This is a genomic window from Streptomyces sp. NPDC002787, assembly GCF_053592095.1.
In genome coordinates this window covers 123,335-136,132 of the sequence record NZ_JBSFVC010000021.1, presented here as the reverse complement: position 1 = coordinate 136,132, position 12,798 = coordinate 123,335, and the positions used below count along the sequence as shown (strand labels likewise).

Annotated in this window: 10 protein-coding genes and 1 pseudogene; 8 read left to right on the top strand and 3 right to left on the bottom strand. The window is 72.2% G+C overall.

Annotated elements, in window-relative coordinates:
• The first annotated feature begins 79 nt into the window (after positions 1-79).
• Positions 80-943 carry a fructosamine kinase family protein gene (locus ACWD26_RS28045; protein WP_451274722.1) on the top strand — a complete coding sequence of 288 codons (864 nt, stop codon included), beginning with the start codon at positions 80-82 and terminating at the stop codon, positions 941-943.
• Positions 944-1,087: 144 nt separating this feature from the next.
• Here the strand turns inward: ACWD26_RS28045 and ACWD26_RS28040 are convergent, their stop codons facing one another.
• The gene (locus ACWD26_RS28040; RefSeq protein ID WP_451274721.1) at positions 1,088-3,259 is read right to left on the bottom strand and encodes a TerD family protein; all 2,172 of its coding nucleotides are present in this window, start codon (positions 3,257-3,259) and stop codon (positions 1,088-1,090) included.
• 63 nt (positions 3,260-3,322) lie between these two features.
• Positions 3,323-3,940, bottom strand: a complete 618-nt coding sequence (locus ACWD26_RS28035) for a TetR/AcrR family transcriptional regulator (protein ID WP_451274720.1) — start codon at positions 3,938-3,940, stop codon at positions 3,323-3,325.
• Positions 3,941-4,085: 145 nt separating this feature from the next.
• Here ACWD26_RS28035 and ACWD26_RS28030 point away from each other — a divergent pair, with 145 nt between their 5' ends.
• Both ACWD26_RS28030 and ACWD26_RS28025 read left to right on the top strand, forming a co-directional pair.
• Positions 4,086-5,567: an APC family permease gene (locus ACWD26_RS28030; protein WP_451274719.1), complete on the top strand. Its 1,482-nt coding sequence runs from the start codon at positions 4,086-4,088 to the stop codon at positions 5,565-5,567.
• Positions 5,568-5,617: 50 nt separating this feature from the next.
• Positions 5,618-7,189: an amidohydrolase gene (locus ACWD26_RS28025; RefSeq protein ID WP_451274718.1), complete on the top strand. Its 1,572-nt coding sequence runs from the start codon at positions 5,618-5,620 to the stop codon at positions 7,187-7,189.
• 113 nt (positions 7,190-7,302) lie between these two features.
• Here the strand turns inward: ACWD26_RS28025 and paaK are convergent.
• Positions 7,303-8,620 (bottom strand): annotated as a pseudogene (gene paaK / locus ACWD26_RS28020) (phenylacetate--CoA ligase PaaK).
• Positions 8,621-8,800: 180 nt separating this feature from the next.
• Between paaK and paaA the strand changes: the two are divergent.
• From paaA to paaE, 5 genes are read left to right on the top strand one after another with little or no spacing between them, the layout of a single operon-like run.
• Positions 8,801-9,793, top strand: coding sequence for a 1,2-phenylacetyl-CoA epoxidase subunit PaaA (gene paaA / locus ACWD26_RS28015; RefSeq protein WP_451274717.1), 993 nt, complete (start codon positions 8,801-8,803; stop codon positions 9,791-9,793).
• On the top strand, positions 9,790-10,182 hold the full coding sequence (paaB, locus tag ACWD26_RS28010) for a 1,2-phenylacetyl-CoA epoxidase subunit PaaB (RefSeq protein ID WP_451274716.1): 393 nt from the start codon (positions 9,790-9,792) through the stop codon (positions 10,180-10,182). Before paaA ends, paaB begins: the two co-directional genes overlap by 4 nt.
• 10 nt (positions 10,183-10,192) lie before the next feature.
• Complete coding sequence (gene paaC, locus ACWD26_RS28005) at positions 10,193-11,020, top strand: 1,2-phenylacetyl-CoA epoxidase subunit PaaC (protein WP_451274715.1); 828 nt, start codon at positions 10,193-10,195, stop codon at positions 11,018-11,020.
• Entirely contained in the window at positions 11,014-11,523 is a 510-nt protein-coding gene (paaD, locus tag ACWD26_RS28000) for a 1,2-phenylacetyl-CoA epoxidase subunit PaaD (protein WP_451274714.1), read from the top strand. Before paaC ends, paaD begins: the two co-directional genes overlap by 7 nt.
• Positions 11,523-12,764 (top strand): 1,2-phenylacetyl-CoA epoxidase subunit PaaE, encoded by a 1,242-nt coding sequence (gene paaE / locus ACWD26_RS27995; RefSeq protein WP_451274713.1) that lies wholly within the window; start codon positions 11,523-11,525, stop codon positions 12,762-12,764. Before paaD ends, paaE begins: the two co-directional genes overlap by 1 nt.
• Positions 12,765-12,798 lie beyond the last annotated feature (34 nt).

Sequence of the window (12,798 nt, the reverse complement as noted above, 5' to 3'; positions counted from 1 at the left end):
GGGTCACACATGGGCATGCACGGACCCTGGGGATGCCCGAAAGCATGGGAGAGGACATGGGATCTGGAGGTGGTACGCCGTGACCGATCGCACGGCACCCGGTGCCCTTGCGGCCCGGCTCACCGGCCGCCCGGCGGCCGGTGAACGCCGGCTCTCCGGGACGCTCGCCGAAGTCACCCTCGACGACGGCCGGACGGTGCTGGTCAAGCTGGGAGACGGCCCCGGCGCGGCCCGCGCCGAGGTGGCCGGACTGCGCTGGCTCGCCGAGCCGGACGCGGTCCGTGTCCCGACGGTGTACGGCCATGACGAGCGCCGCCTGGTGATCGACCGGGTGGCACAGGGGGCACCGAGTGCCGAGGCCGCGGCCCGCTTCGGCGGCGCCCTGGCCGCGCTGCACGCCACCGGCTCACCCGCCTTCGGCACCCCACCGCCCGGCGGCCCGACGCAGGCGTACATCGGCCGCGCGCCGATGCGGAACCTCCCCGGCCCCGACTGGCCGGCCTGGTACGCCGAGCACCGCGTGCTGCCGTATCTGCGTCGCGCGGTCGACGACGGCACCATCCGCCCGGCCGAGGCGGCTTCCGTGGAGGAGGTCTGCGCGCGGCTGCCCGACCTCGCGGGCCCGGCCGAGCCGCCCGCCCGGCTGCACGGTGACCTGTGGAACGGCAACGTCCTGTGGGGCGCCGACGGCCACGTCTGGCTCATCGACCCGGCCGCGCACGGCGGCCACCGCGAGACCGACCTCGCCATGCTCGCCCTCTTCGGCTGCCCCCACCTGGGCCACGTCCTCGACGGCTACCAGCGGGCGGCGCCCCTGGCCGACGGCTGGCAGGACCGCGTCGGACTCCACCAGCTCTTCCCCCTGCTGGTCCACGCCGTCCTCTTCGGCCGTGGCTACGCGGAGCAGGCCCTCGCGGCGGCGCGGGCGACACTCAGGCGGTGAGTCGGCCGCACGCACGACACCGGGAGGCGCCGTGCGGCGCCTCCCGGTGGAAGTCGAGGGCGAGGAGAGCGAAAGGACTCGGTTTCATTTGGAGTGAATGAGAAGGAAGCCCCTTCATGGCCTCGCCGTCGGCAACGCTAGCACTCAGGCCGGGATCAGGTCGCGCAGATTTTCGAGGGTGATGACCCGGGAGTCCGGGTGCAGCCCCTCGGGCCGTTCCAGACCGATGTACGTCACGGGCTCGTCCGGCACCCGCTCGCCGTCCCACAGGTCCGGGGCCGTGGTGCCGCCGGACATCAGGTCGATCAGATACCTCACCGTCAGCTGCTCGCGCTCCACGACGGCGCGCACCAGCTTCGACACCGACGCCTGGTTCTCCTCGACCCGGTTGGCCGACGAGACGCCCTTCAGGTACAGGTGCAGCCACTTCGCACGCCACCGGCCGTCGTCCCCGCGCCGGAACACCAGCGGCAACGCCACCCTGCCCGCCCCGCGCAGCTCCGACTTCATCCGCACCGTGCGCGGCTCGAACGGCCGGCCCTTCTGCTCACCATCGCGCAGCATGAACCCGAAGAAGGACTCCTCGACCTCCTCGAAGCCCTCGCCCGCGTAGATGTTGACCTGCGGAACGACGAACGTGCCGCGCAGCCGGTCCAAAGACAGGTCGATGAACTCCGAGGCCCCGTCGGGCGCCTCGGTGACATCGCCCGAGTGCCGGCCTCCGACGGCTGTGAGGGACGTGTAGGAGAGCCAGGAGTCGGTGCCGTAGTCGCCGTCCAGCAGCAGCGCCGAGAGGTCGTAGTCGGTCCGGTGCTCGGTCTGCTTCCAGTACACGAAGAAGCGCAGCCGCTCGCCGTCGACCTCCGAGACCGACCCCCGCGGCAGGATGCCGAGCCCGGACGGGGTCGCCCTGCCGCTGAGCGGGAGCGCCACGTCCAGCACGTCGGGGTCGACCAGCAGCCGCCCCGCCACCGGGAGCCGGCGGCGCGTCTCGGCGTCGAGGGCGGCGATCAGGCGATCGCGGTCGGCGGCCGGCACGGGCGGCCGGTGGTCGGGGGAGACCCAGGCGCGGCCCCGGCGGTTGACGAAGACGCGGGGTGCGTCGGTCTCCCGCTCCCGGTTGTGGAGGTGCTCGCGGACCGAGAGGACGACCCGGCCGGAGACCTCGGGAGCGACCTGCACCGCGGCGGCCACCACCGCGTCCCGCTCCTCCTGGTCGGCGGCGATGCGCAGCAGCAGGTCCAGGGTGCGGAACAGCTTGCCGGGAGCGGACTTCAGCAGCTTCACCGCACCGGCGACGTCGGACTCGTCGAGCAGCTGCTCGACCCGGCTGTCGAAGGACCGCGCCTCCTTCTCGCCGCGCGCGACCGCGAACACGTCGGCGGCGTGCGGCCAACGCGGGTACTCGTGCGGGTGGAGACGTTCACCGAGCCGCTTGAAGGGCTCCCGGTGCGCGTGCACGTCGGCGAGCTTCGCGGGGTTCGCCGCGACCACGGCGTCGAGGCCCGCGAGCAGCGCACGCCGGACCGGCCGCGACAGTGCCCGGAACCGGGTCGGCTCCTGCAGCGTCACGTCACCGCCCGACAGCGCGCACGCCAGCCGCAGCACATCGGTGACGGTGTCGATCAGGGGATCGGCGCCCACGCCGAGCCGGGCCTCATTGACGACGGCCCGGCTCTCCCGGACCGGAATCCTCTCCGGCTGCGGACCGGGCGCGCACCGTTCGGCGAGGGCCTTGAGGTCCCTCAGTCCGTCCTCGCCCAGCGGGGTCGTGCTGCCCGCCAGGGCCAGGTAGAGGTCGGTGAGCTCGTCGTCCAGGTCCCGGCCGAGGTGCAGGACGGTCACGCGGTCGCCGGCCGCGGCGATCAGCTTGTCGTGGGCGGCCAGCATGTCGTCGTACGTGTGCTGGTACTTGCCGTACGTCGGGAGGGTGAGCAGGTTCACCACGCCCCGTACCACCTGGGCGATCGTGGCGGCTCGGGTCGTGTCGTCGCTCAGTGCCTGGGCGACGCACCGCATCCAGAACTCCTCGGTCTCCGGCACGTTCGCCGGGAAGGCGATGAAGTAGGGGTTGTGCCGGACGTGGTCGCCCACCATCTCGCGCACGGTGCGCAGCGTCCGCGTGGCGGTGTGAACGACCGCGGCCGCGGACAGCCCCGACAGGCGCGCGAGCAGATCCGTCGACAGCTTGAAGCCCACCGACATCAGCGCGGTGTCGAACTGCCGCGCCGCGGTGGCGCCTTCCCCCGCCGCCCCCCTGGGGGCGGGAAGACGATGGGTGTGCCGGATGACCAGCGATTCGAGACTCTGCGCCATTCCGGGATGATCGCAGAGGTGTGCGATGCGACGCACAGGAGTTTTCCCGTGCGCCGCCCCGGCCTATACCTGCGCGTACACCTCCAGCCTGTGCCGCGCGTGCGCGAGGAAACCGTCGAGGGCGAATTCGAAGGCCGCGTCCGCGCGGCGGTCGCCCACCGCCTCCAGGGCCCCGGCGAGGCGCGGAGTGGCCGACGCGTCGGTGATCTCCCACATGGCCACGGGCGCGGCGAGATCCAGGGCCGAGCCCAGCACGACGTTCTCCAGGGCGACCAGCACCGGCATCACGTCCGGGAGGGGGAAGCCCGCGTCGAGGAGCAGGCCGACGGCGCGCTCGTACTGTGCGAGGACACGCGGGGCCCGTACCGGGGAGGTCATCAGCAGCGGGATGGCCCGGGGGTGGGCCGCGAAGGCGGCGCGGTAGGAGCGGGCCCAGGCGGCGAGGGCCGCGTCCCACGGGCGCAGATCGAGGGCGGCGATGTCGATCCCCTCCGCGACCCGCTCCCGCAGCAGCTCCACGATGCCGTCCCGGCCGTCCACATGGTGGTACACCGAGCCGGTCTGCACCCCCAGCCGCCGCGCGATCTGCGGCACGCTGAACTCGCCCTGCGCGTCGAGGAGCTCCAGCGCGGTGGTGGTGATGCGCTCCCGGTCGAGCAAGGGTGTGCGCGGCCGTCCCATGGTGTCCGTCCCCTCGGGGGTCTTCCCAGTAGTCCAGGTGAAGGCTACATTGCGAAAACCGAAAGCCTTTAGGTTTACGGGCCCAGGTCATCCCCGCACGCCCGGTACGCTCGTCCCTGCCCGCAGCCAGAAGGGCTTTCCCCTCATGACTGTCACCCCCGACGCCACCGGCGCCGTTCCCACCCGGAGCGCCGGTTCCGCGGCGCCCTCCCTCCGCTCCGGCTCCCTCGGCACCACCGACATCGCCTTCTTCGTCGTCTCCGCCGCCGCCCCGCTCACCGTGATGGCCGGCGTCGCCCCGCTCGCCATCCTGATGGGCGGCATCGGCGCCCCCGTCGGCTATCTCCTCGCCGGCCTCACGCTCGCCGTCTTCGCCGTCGGCTTCACCACCATGAGCCGCCACGTCCGCAGCGCCGGCGCCTTCTACGCGTACATCACCCGGGGCCTCGGCCGCCGCGCCGGCATCGGCGCCGCCCTGCTCGCGCTGATCGGCTACAACGGCATGGAGATCGGCGTCTACGGTCTCCTCGGCACCGCCACCCGCGACACCGCCCGCTCCCTGTTCGGCACCGACATCCCCTGGCTGCCCGTGTCCCTCGTGGGCCTGCTGCTCATCGGCTACGCCGGCTACCGGTCCATCGACTTCGGCGCCAAGCTCCTCGGCGTGCTCCTCGTCGCCGAGACGGGCATCCTCGTGCTGCTCGCCGGGGGAGTGCTGGTCAAGGGCGGCGCCGACGGCCTCTCCCTCGCCTCCTTCGCCCCCGACAACGTCATGGTCTCCGGCATGGTGGCCGTCCTGGCCTTCGCGTTCGCCGCGTTCACCGGCTTCGAGTCGACCGTCATCTACCGCCGCGAGGCCCGCGACCCGGCCCGTACGGTGCCCCGCGCCACCTACCTCGCCATCGGCTTCCTCGGCCTGTTCTACGCGTTCATCGTGTGGACCGTGATCCAGGCCTTCGGTGACGCCCAGGTCATGGCGACGGCCGGCGCGAACCCCGCCGACCTGTTCTTCTCCGCCATCACCACCTACGTCGGCTCCTGGGCGGCCGACCTGATGCGGATCCTCATCGTCACCAGCGTCCTCGCCTCCCTCCTCGCCTTCCACAACGCCATCAACCGCTACGGCCTCGCCCTCGCGGAAGAGGGGATCCTCCCCAAGGCACTGGCCCGCGTCCACCCGCGCCACCGCTCCCCGTACGTCGCGGGCATCGCCCAGACCGTCCTCGGCGCGATCGTCGTCCTGGCCTTCGCCACGGCCGGCGCCGACCCGTACATGCAGTTGCTGCTGTGGGTCAACACCCCCGGCATGCTCGCCCTGATGCTGCTGCAACTGCTCGCCGCGCTCGCCGTGCCCTTCTACTTCCGGCGCGTCACCCACACCGAGGGCGCCCTGCGCACGGTCGTCGCCCCCGTCGTCGCGGCGATGCTCCTGACCGGCGCCATCGCCCTGGTCGTCACCCACCTCGACCAGTTCACCGGCGCCTCCACCACCGTCAACACCGTCCTCGCGGCCCTGGTCCCGGCCGTCCTCGTCATCGGCCTCGTCCTCGCCCGGTGGCTGCGCCGCGCCCGGCCCGAGGTCTACGCGAACTTCGCCGCCGAACCACCGGCCGAAGCCGCCGACTGACCCGCGCCAGTCGACCGCCGCCCTTCACCCCCCTCGGAGGAGACCTCTCCATGCCCACCGCCGACCTCGTCATCACCGGCGCCCACGTCCGCACCCTCGACCCCGAGCGGCCGTACGCCACCGCCGTCGCCGTCCGCGACGGCCTGATCGCCGCCGTCGGCGAGGCGTCGGACATACGGGACTGGCGCGGTCCCGGCACCGAGGTCGTGGACCTGGGCGGCGGCCGGCTGATGCCCGGCCTGGTGGACGGCCACAGCCACCCCGTGTGGGGCCTGGACATGGCCACCGGCATCGACCTCACCGCCGTACGCGACCTCGACGGACTCCGCGCCGCGCTCACCTCGGGAGAACGCGTCGACGGCTGGGTCGTCGGCTACGGCCTCGACCACAACGTCTTCGGCGGACGCGCCGTCGACCGTGCCCTCGTCGAGGACGTCCTGGACGGCGCGCCCGCCTTCCTGCGCCTGTACGACGGCCACTCGGCCCTCGTCAGCGGGGCCGCCCTCAAGGCCGCCGACATCACCGGACCGCGTGCCTTCGCCCAGCGGTCCCACATCGCGGTCGACGCCGAGGGACGGCTGACCGGACATCTCGTCGAACACGCCGCGATGGCGCTCGTCGAGCCCGTCCTGCCGCGCCCGTCGTACGCCGAACGCCGCGCCCGGCTGGGTGAGTTGCTGGCCGAGATGGCGGCCACCGGCCTCACCGGGGCCCATGTCATGGACCTCGGCGACCTCGACCTGGTGGGCGCGGTCGCCGAGGAGTCGGTACTGCCGCTGCGGCTGCGCTTCGCACCCTGGTGCATGCCCGGCGCCGGCGCCGGTGACCTGGCGGAACTCGTCGCCCTCCAGGGCCGGGGCGGACGGCACTGGCTTGTCGGCGGGGTGAAGTTCTTCATGGACGGCACCGTCGAGGGCGGCACCGCCTGGCTGGACCACCCCGACTGCCACGGCCAGGGCACCGACGCGTTCTGGCCCGACCCGGCGGCGTACAGCTCCGCGGTACGGGAGCTGCACCGGGCCGGGGTGCGTACGGCGACCCACGCGATCGGGGACGCGGCCGTACGCCATGTCCTCGACACCGTCGCCTCGCTGGGGCCCGGCGGGCGGCTCGCGCACCGGGTGGAGCACGTCGAGTCGGTGCCGGACGATCTGGTGACGCGGTTCGCGGAGGTGGGGGTCATCGCCTCCATGCAGCCGCCGCACACGGACTACACCCGGGCCGACCTGTCCGACGAGTGGTCGGTGCGGCTGGGGCGGGAGCGCGCGACGCGGGCGTGGCGGCTGCGTGATCTGCGGGACGCCGGCGCGGTCGTCGCCCTCGGGTCGGACTGGCCCATCGCCCACCACGACGCCCGCGGTGTTCTGGCGACGGCCCGTGTGCCGCGCGGCGCGGCGGCGTCCCGTGCGGGGCTGACCGGGCTCCAGGCGTTGGAGGGCTGCACCACGCACGCCGCCCTCGCCGCCGGTGAGGCGGACGTCGCCGGGCGCGTCGCCGTCGGCTTCCGCGCCGACCTCACGGCCTTGGGACTCGATCCGGTGGAGGCGCCCGCGGATGAGGTCGCCGAGGCGCCGGTGCTTCTCACTGTGACGGGCGGACATGTGGTGCACCGGGGGCTGTGAGCGAGCGGGGGAGCGTCGTCGGGGGACTGTGTGCTTCGGGCTGCGGGGTGCGATGCGGCTGGTCGCGCGGTTCCCAGCGCCCCTGAAGGGGCGCTGCCCCTGGCGCTGAGCCATCAGCTCGCGGCGTCGCGGAGATCCTTGACCCGCTGGAGTTTGCCGACCGAGCGCTCCAGGGTTTCCGGGTCGACGATCGTCACCTCCACCGTGACGCCCACACCGTCCTTGACCGCCTGGGTGATCGCCGTGGCCGCGGTCTCCCGCTGGTCGGGAGCCGTTCCCGCCCGTGCCTCGACCCGGACGGTCATGTGGTCCATACGGCCCCGTCTCGTCAGCCGGATCTGGAAATGCGGGGCCACGGCGGGCGTACGCAGCACGATCTCCTCGATCTGGCTGGGGAAGACGTTCACGCCGCGCAAGATGATCATGTCGTCGCAGCGGCCGGTGACCTTGCGCATCCGGCGGAAGGCGGGGCGGGCGGTGCCGGGCAGCAGACGGGACAGGTCGCGGGTGCGGTAGCGGATGACCGGCAGGGCTTCCTTGGTGAGGGAGGTGAAGACGATCTCGCCCTCCTCGCCCTCGGGCAGGACGGCGTCCGTGAGCGGGTCGACCACCTCGGGATAGAAGTGGTCCTCCCAGATGTGGAGGCCGTCCTTGGTCTCCACACACTCCTGCGCGACACCGGGGCCGATCACCTCCGACAGTCCGTATATGTCGATCGCGTGGAGGCCCGCCCGCTCCTCGATCTCCCGCCGCATCTCCTCCGTCCACGGTTCGGCCCCGAAGATGCCCCCGCAGGGAGGTGGAGCGGGGGTCGATGCCCTGTTTATCGAACTCGTCGAGCAGCGTGAGCATGTAGGAGGGGGTCACCATGACGATCTCGGGGCGGAAGTCCTGGATCAGCTGAACCTGGCGGGCCGTCATCCCGCCGGAGGCCGGGATCACCGTGCATCCGGCGCGCTCGGCCCCGTAGTGCGCGCCGAGGCCGCCGGTGAACAGGCCGTAACCGTAGGAGATGTGCACCTTGTGGCCCGGGCGCCCGCCGGCGGCCCGGATCGAGCGGGCGACCACGTCCGCCCACATGGACAGGTCTCTCTCCGTGTAGCCGACGACCGTGGGGCGCCCGGTGGTGCCGCTGGAGGCGTGCACGCGTCGTACGTCGGACATGGGCACCGCGAACATGCCGAAGGGGTACGTGTCCCGCAGATCGGCCTTCGTGGTGAAGGGGAAGCGGGCGAGGTCGTCCAGGGAGCGGCAGTCGTCGGGGCGGACACCGGCCGCGTCGAACTTCTTCCGGTACGGCTCCACGTTGTCGTAGACGTGGCGCAGGGTCTCGCGCAGCCGGTGGAGCTGGAGTGCCCGCAACCGGTCCCCGGACAAGCGCTCGCCATCGTCCAGCAGGTCAGGGGGGAGCGGTTCGCCCAGCGTGCCCATCGTGACTCCTTCGTCGTCGCGACCCGGACCGAGGCCGCGTCACTGTTCACCCTCATCCTGTTTCCCGACCGAGCATTCGGTTAGGCCCATTCGGTCAGGCCGGGGGCTTGCCCGGTCGGCGGAATCGCGTCACACTTGAACCGAACGAATGGTCGGTTGGTCGGTGGGAAGCTGGTATCGATGACGACACAATCCGCCGGGGTGCCACCCCAGGACGCACAGGACACCGAGGACGCGCTCCAGGCACACTTCGACGCGACGATCGCGCGGGACCAGCGGATCGAGCCGCGCGACTGGATGCCCGAGGGCTACCGCAAGACGCTCGTCCGGCAGATCGCGCAGCACGCGCACTCGGAGATCATCGGCATGCAGCCGGAGGGCGAGTGGATCACCCGTGCGCCCTCACTGCGCCGCAAGGCCATCCTCTTCGCCAAGGTCCAGGACGAGGCGGGCCACGGTCTGTATCTGTACTCGGCCGCGGAGACCCTCGGCGCGGACCGCGCCGACCTGACCCGGTGGCTGATCGAGGGCCGCCAGAAGTACTCGTCGATCTTCAATTACCCGACGGCGAGCTTCGCCGACGTGGGCGTCATCGGCTGGTTCGTGGACGGCGCGGCGATCTGCAACCAGGTCCCGCTGTGCCGGAGTTCGTACGGGCCGTACGCGCGCGCGATGGTGCGGATCTGCAAGGAGGAGTCGTTCCACCAGCGGCAGGGCTACGAACTGCTGCTGACGATGATGCGCGGCACCGACGAACAGCGCGAGATGGTCCAGGACGCCGTGAACCGCTGGTGGTGGCCGTCCCTGATGATGTTCGGCCCGCCCGACGACGCCTCGCCCAACTCCGCGCAGTCCATGGCCTGGAAGATCAAGCGGCACTCCAACGACGAGTTGCGGCAGCGCTTCGTCGACATGACCGTCCCGCAGGCCGACAAGCTCGGCGTCACCCTCCCCGACCCCGAGCTGCGGTGGAACGAGGAGCGCGGCCGGCACGACTTCGGCACCCCCGACTGGGACGAGCTGAAGCGCGTGATCACCGGGAACGGACCGTGCAACGACCGGCGGATGGAGCGGCGGCGGACCGCCCACGAGGAGGGCGCCTGGGTGCGCGAGGCGGCCACCGCCCACGCGGCCAGGCGGAGCGAGCGAGCCCGGAAGGGGACGGCGGCATGACCGGCAGGAACGACGGTACCGGCAGGAACGACGGTACCGGCAGGAACGACGGTATCGGCACGAACGACGGCACCGGCCCCGACGGCGGTGGCACGGCGCGCACGCACAAGGGCGACTGGCCGTTGTACGAGGTCTTCGTACGCGGCAAGCGCGGCCTGAACCACGTCCATGTGGGCTCCCTGCACGCCGCCGACGACCAGATGGCCCTCACCCACGCCCGCGACCTGTACACCCGCCGCAACGAGGGCGTCTCCATCTGGGTGGTGCGCTCCGAGCACATCGCCGCCTCGACCCGCGACGAGAAGGACCCCTTCTTCGAGCCCAGCGCCGACAAGGTGTACCGCCATCCCACCTTCTACGACATCCCCGACGACGTCCCGCACATCTGAGGAGCAGGGTATGAGTGACGACCACGTCTACCTGACCCTCGCCGAGGGACACGAGGACGACGCCCGCTGGGCGTACGGCACCGGGTTCGAGGACCCTTTGCACGGCGTGGACACCACCGTGCCGGAGGGCGTCGACACCGGTGAACTGACCGCGATCTGCGTCGCGCTGGCCGACGACGCCCTGGTCTGCGCCCAACGGCTCGCCGAGTGGACCACCCGCGCCCCCGAACTGGAGGAGGAGGTCGCCCTCGCCAACATCGGCCTCGACCTCCTCGGCCAGGCCCGTCTGCTGTACTCCCGCGCCGGCCAGGTCGACGGCACCGGACGCGGCGAGGACGCGTACGCCTACTTCCGCGACACCGACGACTTCCGCAATGTCCGCCTCGCCGAACTCCCCAACGGAGACTTCGCGTTCTCGATCGTGCGGCTGCTCGTCCTGTCCAGCTGGCGCCTCGCGCACTTCGAGCGGCTGGTGGGGCACCCCGACCCCGTCCTCGCCGCGATCGCCGCGAAGGGTGTCAAGGAGCTGACGTACCACCGGCAGTACGCCGCCGAATGGTCCGTGCGGCTGGGGGACGGCACCGAGGAGTCGCACCGGCGGATGCGCAAGGCGCTGGAGCAAGTGGCCCCGTACTTCGGTGAGTTGTTCACCGCCTGCGATGTACGGGACGAGGTCGCCGCCGTGCTCCGCCAGGTCACCGAGGCCGGCGGGCTGCCCATGCCGGTGTACCGGCCCCTGCCGGGCGCGGGCCGTACCGGCGACCACACCGAGCATCTCGCGCCGCTGCTCGCCGAGTTGCAGAGCGTGGCCCGCGCCCATCCGGAGGCGACATGGTGACCACCACTTCGCTCGACGTGCGGCGCGCCCGGTACATCGCCGAGCAGGTGCCGGACCCCGAGCTGCCCATGCTGACCCTCGCCGACCTCGGCGTCCTGCGGGACGTCGAGCTGACCGAGGACGGCACGGTGATCGCGAGCCTGACCCCGACCTACTCGGGCTGCCCGGCCATGGCGGAGATGCGTGCCGACGTGGCGGCCCGGCTGCGCGCCGCCGGCTACGAACGGGTCGAGATCCGCACGGTCCTGAACCCGCCGTGGACCACCGACTGGATCACCGACACCGGCCGCCGCAAACTCACCCGGCACGGCATCGCCCCACCCGGATCGGCCCCGCGCGGCCCCGTCCCCCTGCTCCTCTCACCCACGCGCCGCACGGTCCCGTGCCCCCGCTGCGCCTCGGCCGACACCGAGGAGACCTCCCGCTTCGCCGCCACCTCCTGCAAGTCCCTGTGGCGCTGCCGCACCTGCCGCGAGCCGTTCGAGCACGTCAAGGAGATCTGATGAAAGGCCTCAAGGACGAACCGACGGGAGGCCTGCGGGGAGAGCCCGCGCCAGGGCGCCAAGACCGGAGCGCCCCCGCCGCCCCGGCCCCGGCTGCTTCCGTCGGCCCGAGCGGGGCTGCTGCCGGCGCGGCTTCGCTCGACACGACCCTTGCCGGCGCCGTGCGCCCACGTCCCCGCCGTCGTCCCGCCTTCCACCGTCTCCGCGTCGCCACCGTGCAGCCGCTCTGCGAGGACGCCGTCGCCGTCGGGTTCGAGATCCCGGCGGAGCTGGCGGAGGAGTTCGCGTTCGCGCCCGGGCAGTCGCTGACGCTGCGGCGGCAGATCGACGGGCGGGACGAACGGCGGTCGTACTCCATCTGTTCGCCCGCCGGTTCGGCGCCACGCATCGGTGTGCGGGTGGTGCTGGGTGGACTGTTCTCGTCGTGGCTGGTCCATGACGTGCGGCCCGGTGACACCGTCGAGGTCATGGCCCCCACCGGGTACTTCACCCCCGACCTCGGCACCCCCGGTCATCATGTGCTGATCGCGGCGGGCTCCGGCATCACACCCATGGTCTCCATCGCCGAGTCGGTGCTGGCCGCCGACCCCCGCTCGACCGTGACCCTTTTCTACGGCAACCGCCGCAGCGGCACGGTGATGTTCGCCGACGAACTGGCCGACCTGAAGGACCTGTACCCGGCACGCTTCCAGCTCGCCCACGTCCTGTCCCGCGAACCGCGCGAGGCCGAGGTGCTCTCGGGCCGCCTCGACGCCGATCGCCTCTCGGCACTCATCGACTCCCTCGTCGACGTCGACACGGCGGACCACTGGTGGCTGTGCGGCCCGCACGGCATGGTTCGCGACGCCCAGCAGGTGCTTCATGGCCTCGGCGTACCGGCCGACCGCGTCCACCAGGAGCTGTTCTACGCCGACGACGAACCCGTACGGGAGGCCCGGCACGAGGAGGCCGCCGCCGAGGGACCCGTCAGCGAGGTGACCGTCACGCTCGACGGCCGCTCGACCACCGCCGCGCTCTCCCGTGAGCGCAGCATCCTCGACGGCGCCCAACGGACCCGCCCCGACCTGCCGTTCGCCTGCAAGGGCGGTGTCTGCGGCACCTGCCGGGCCCTGGTCACCGACGGCAAGGCCGACATGCGCCGCAACTTCGCGCTCGAACCGGCCGAGGTGGAGGCGGGGTATGTCCTGACCTGCCAGTCGTACCCGGTCTCGGAGGCCTTGACGGTCGACTTCGACACGTGAGGTGGGGGTTGTCCGCCGACGCGGGTCCGGTGGG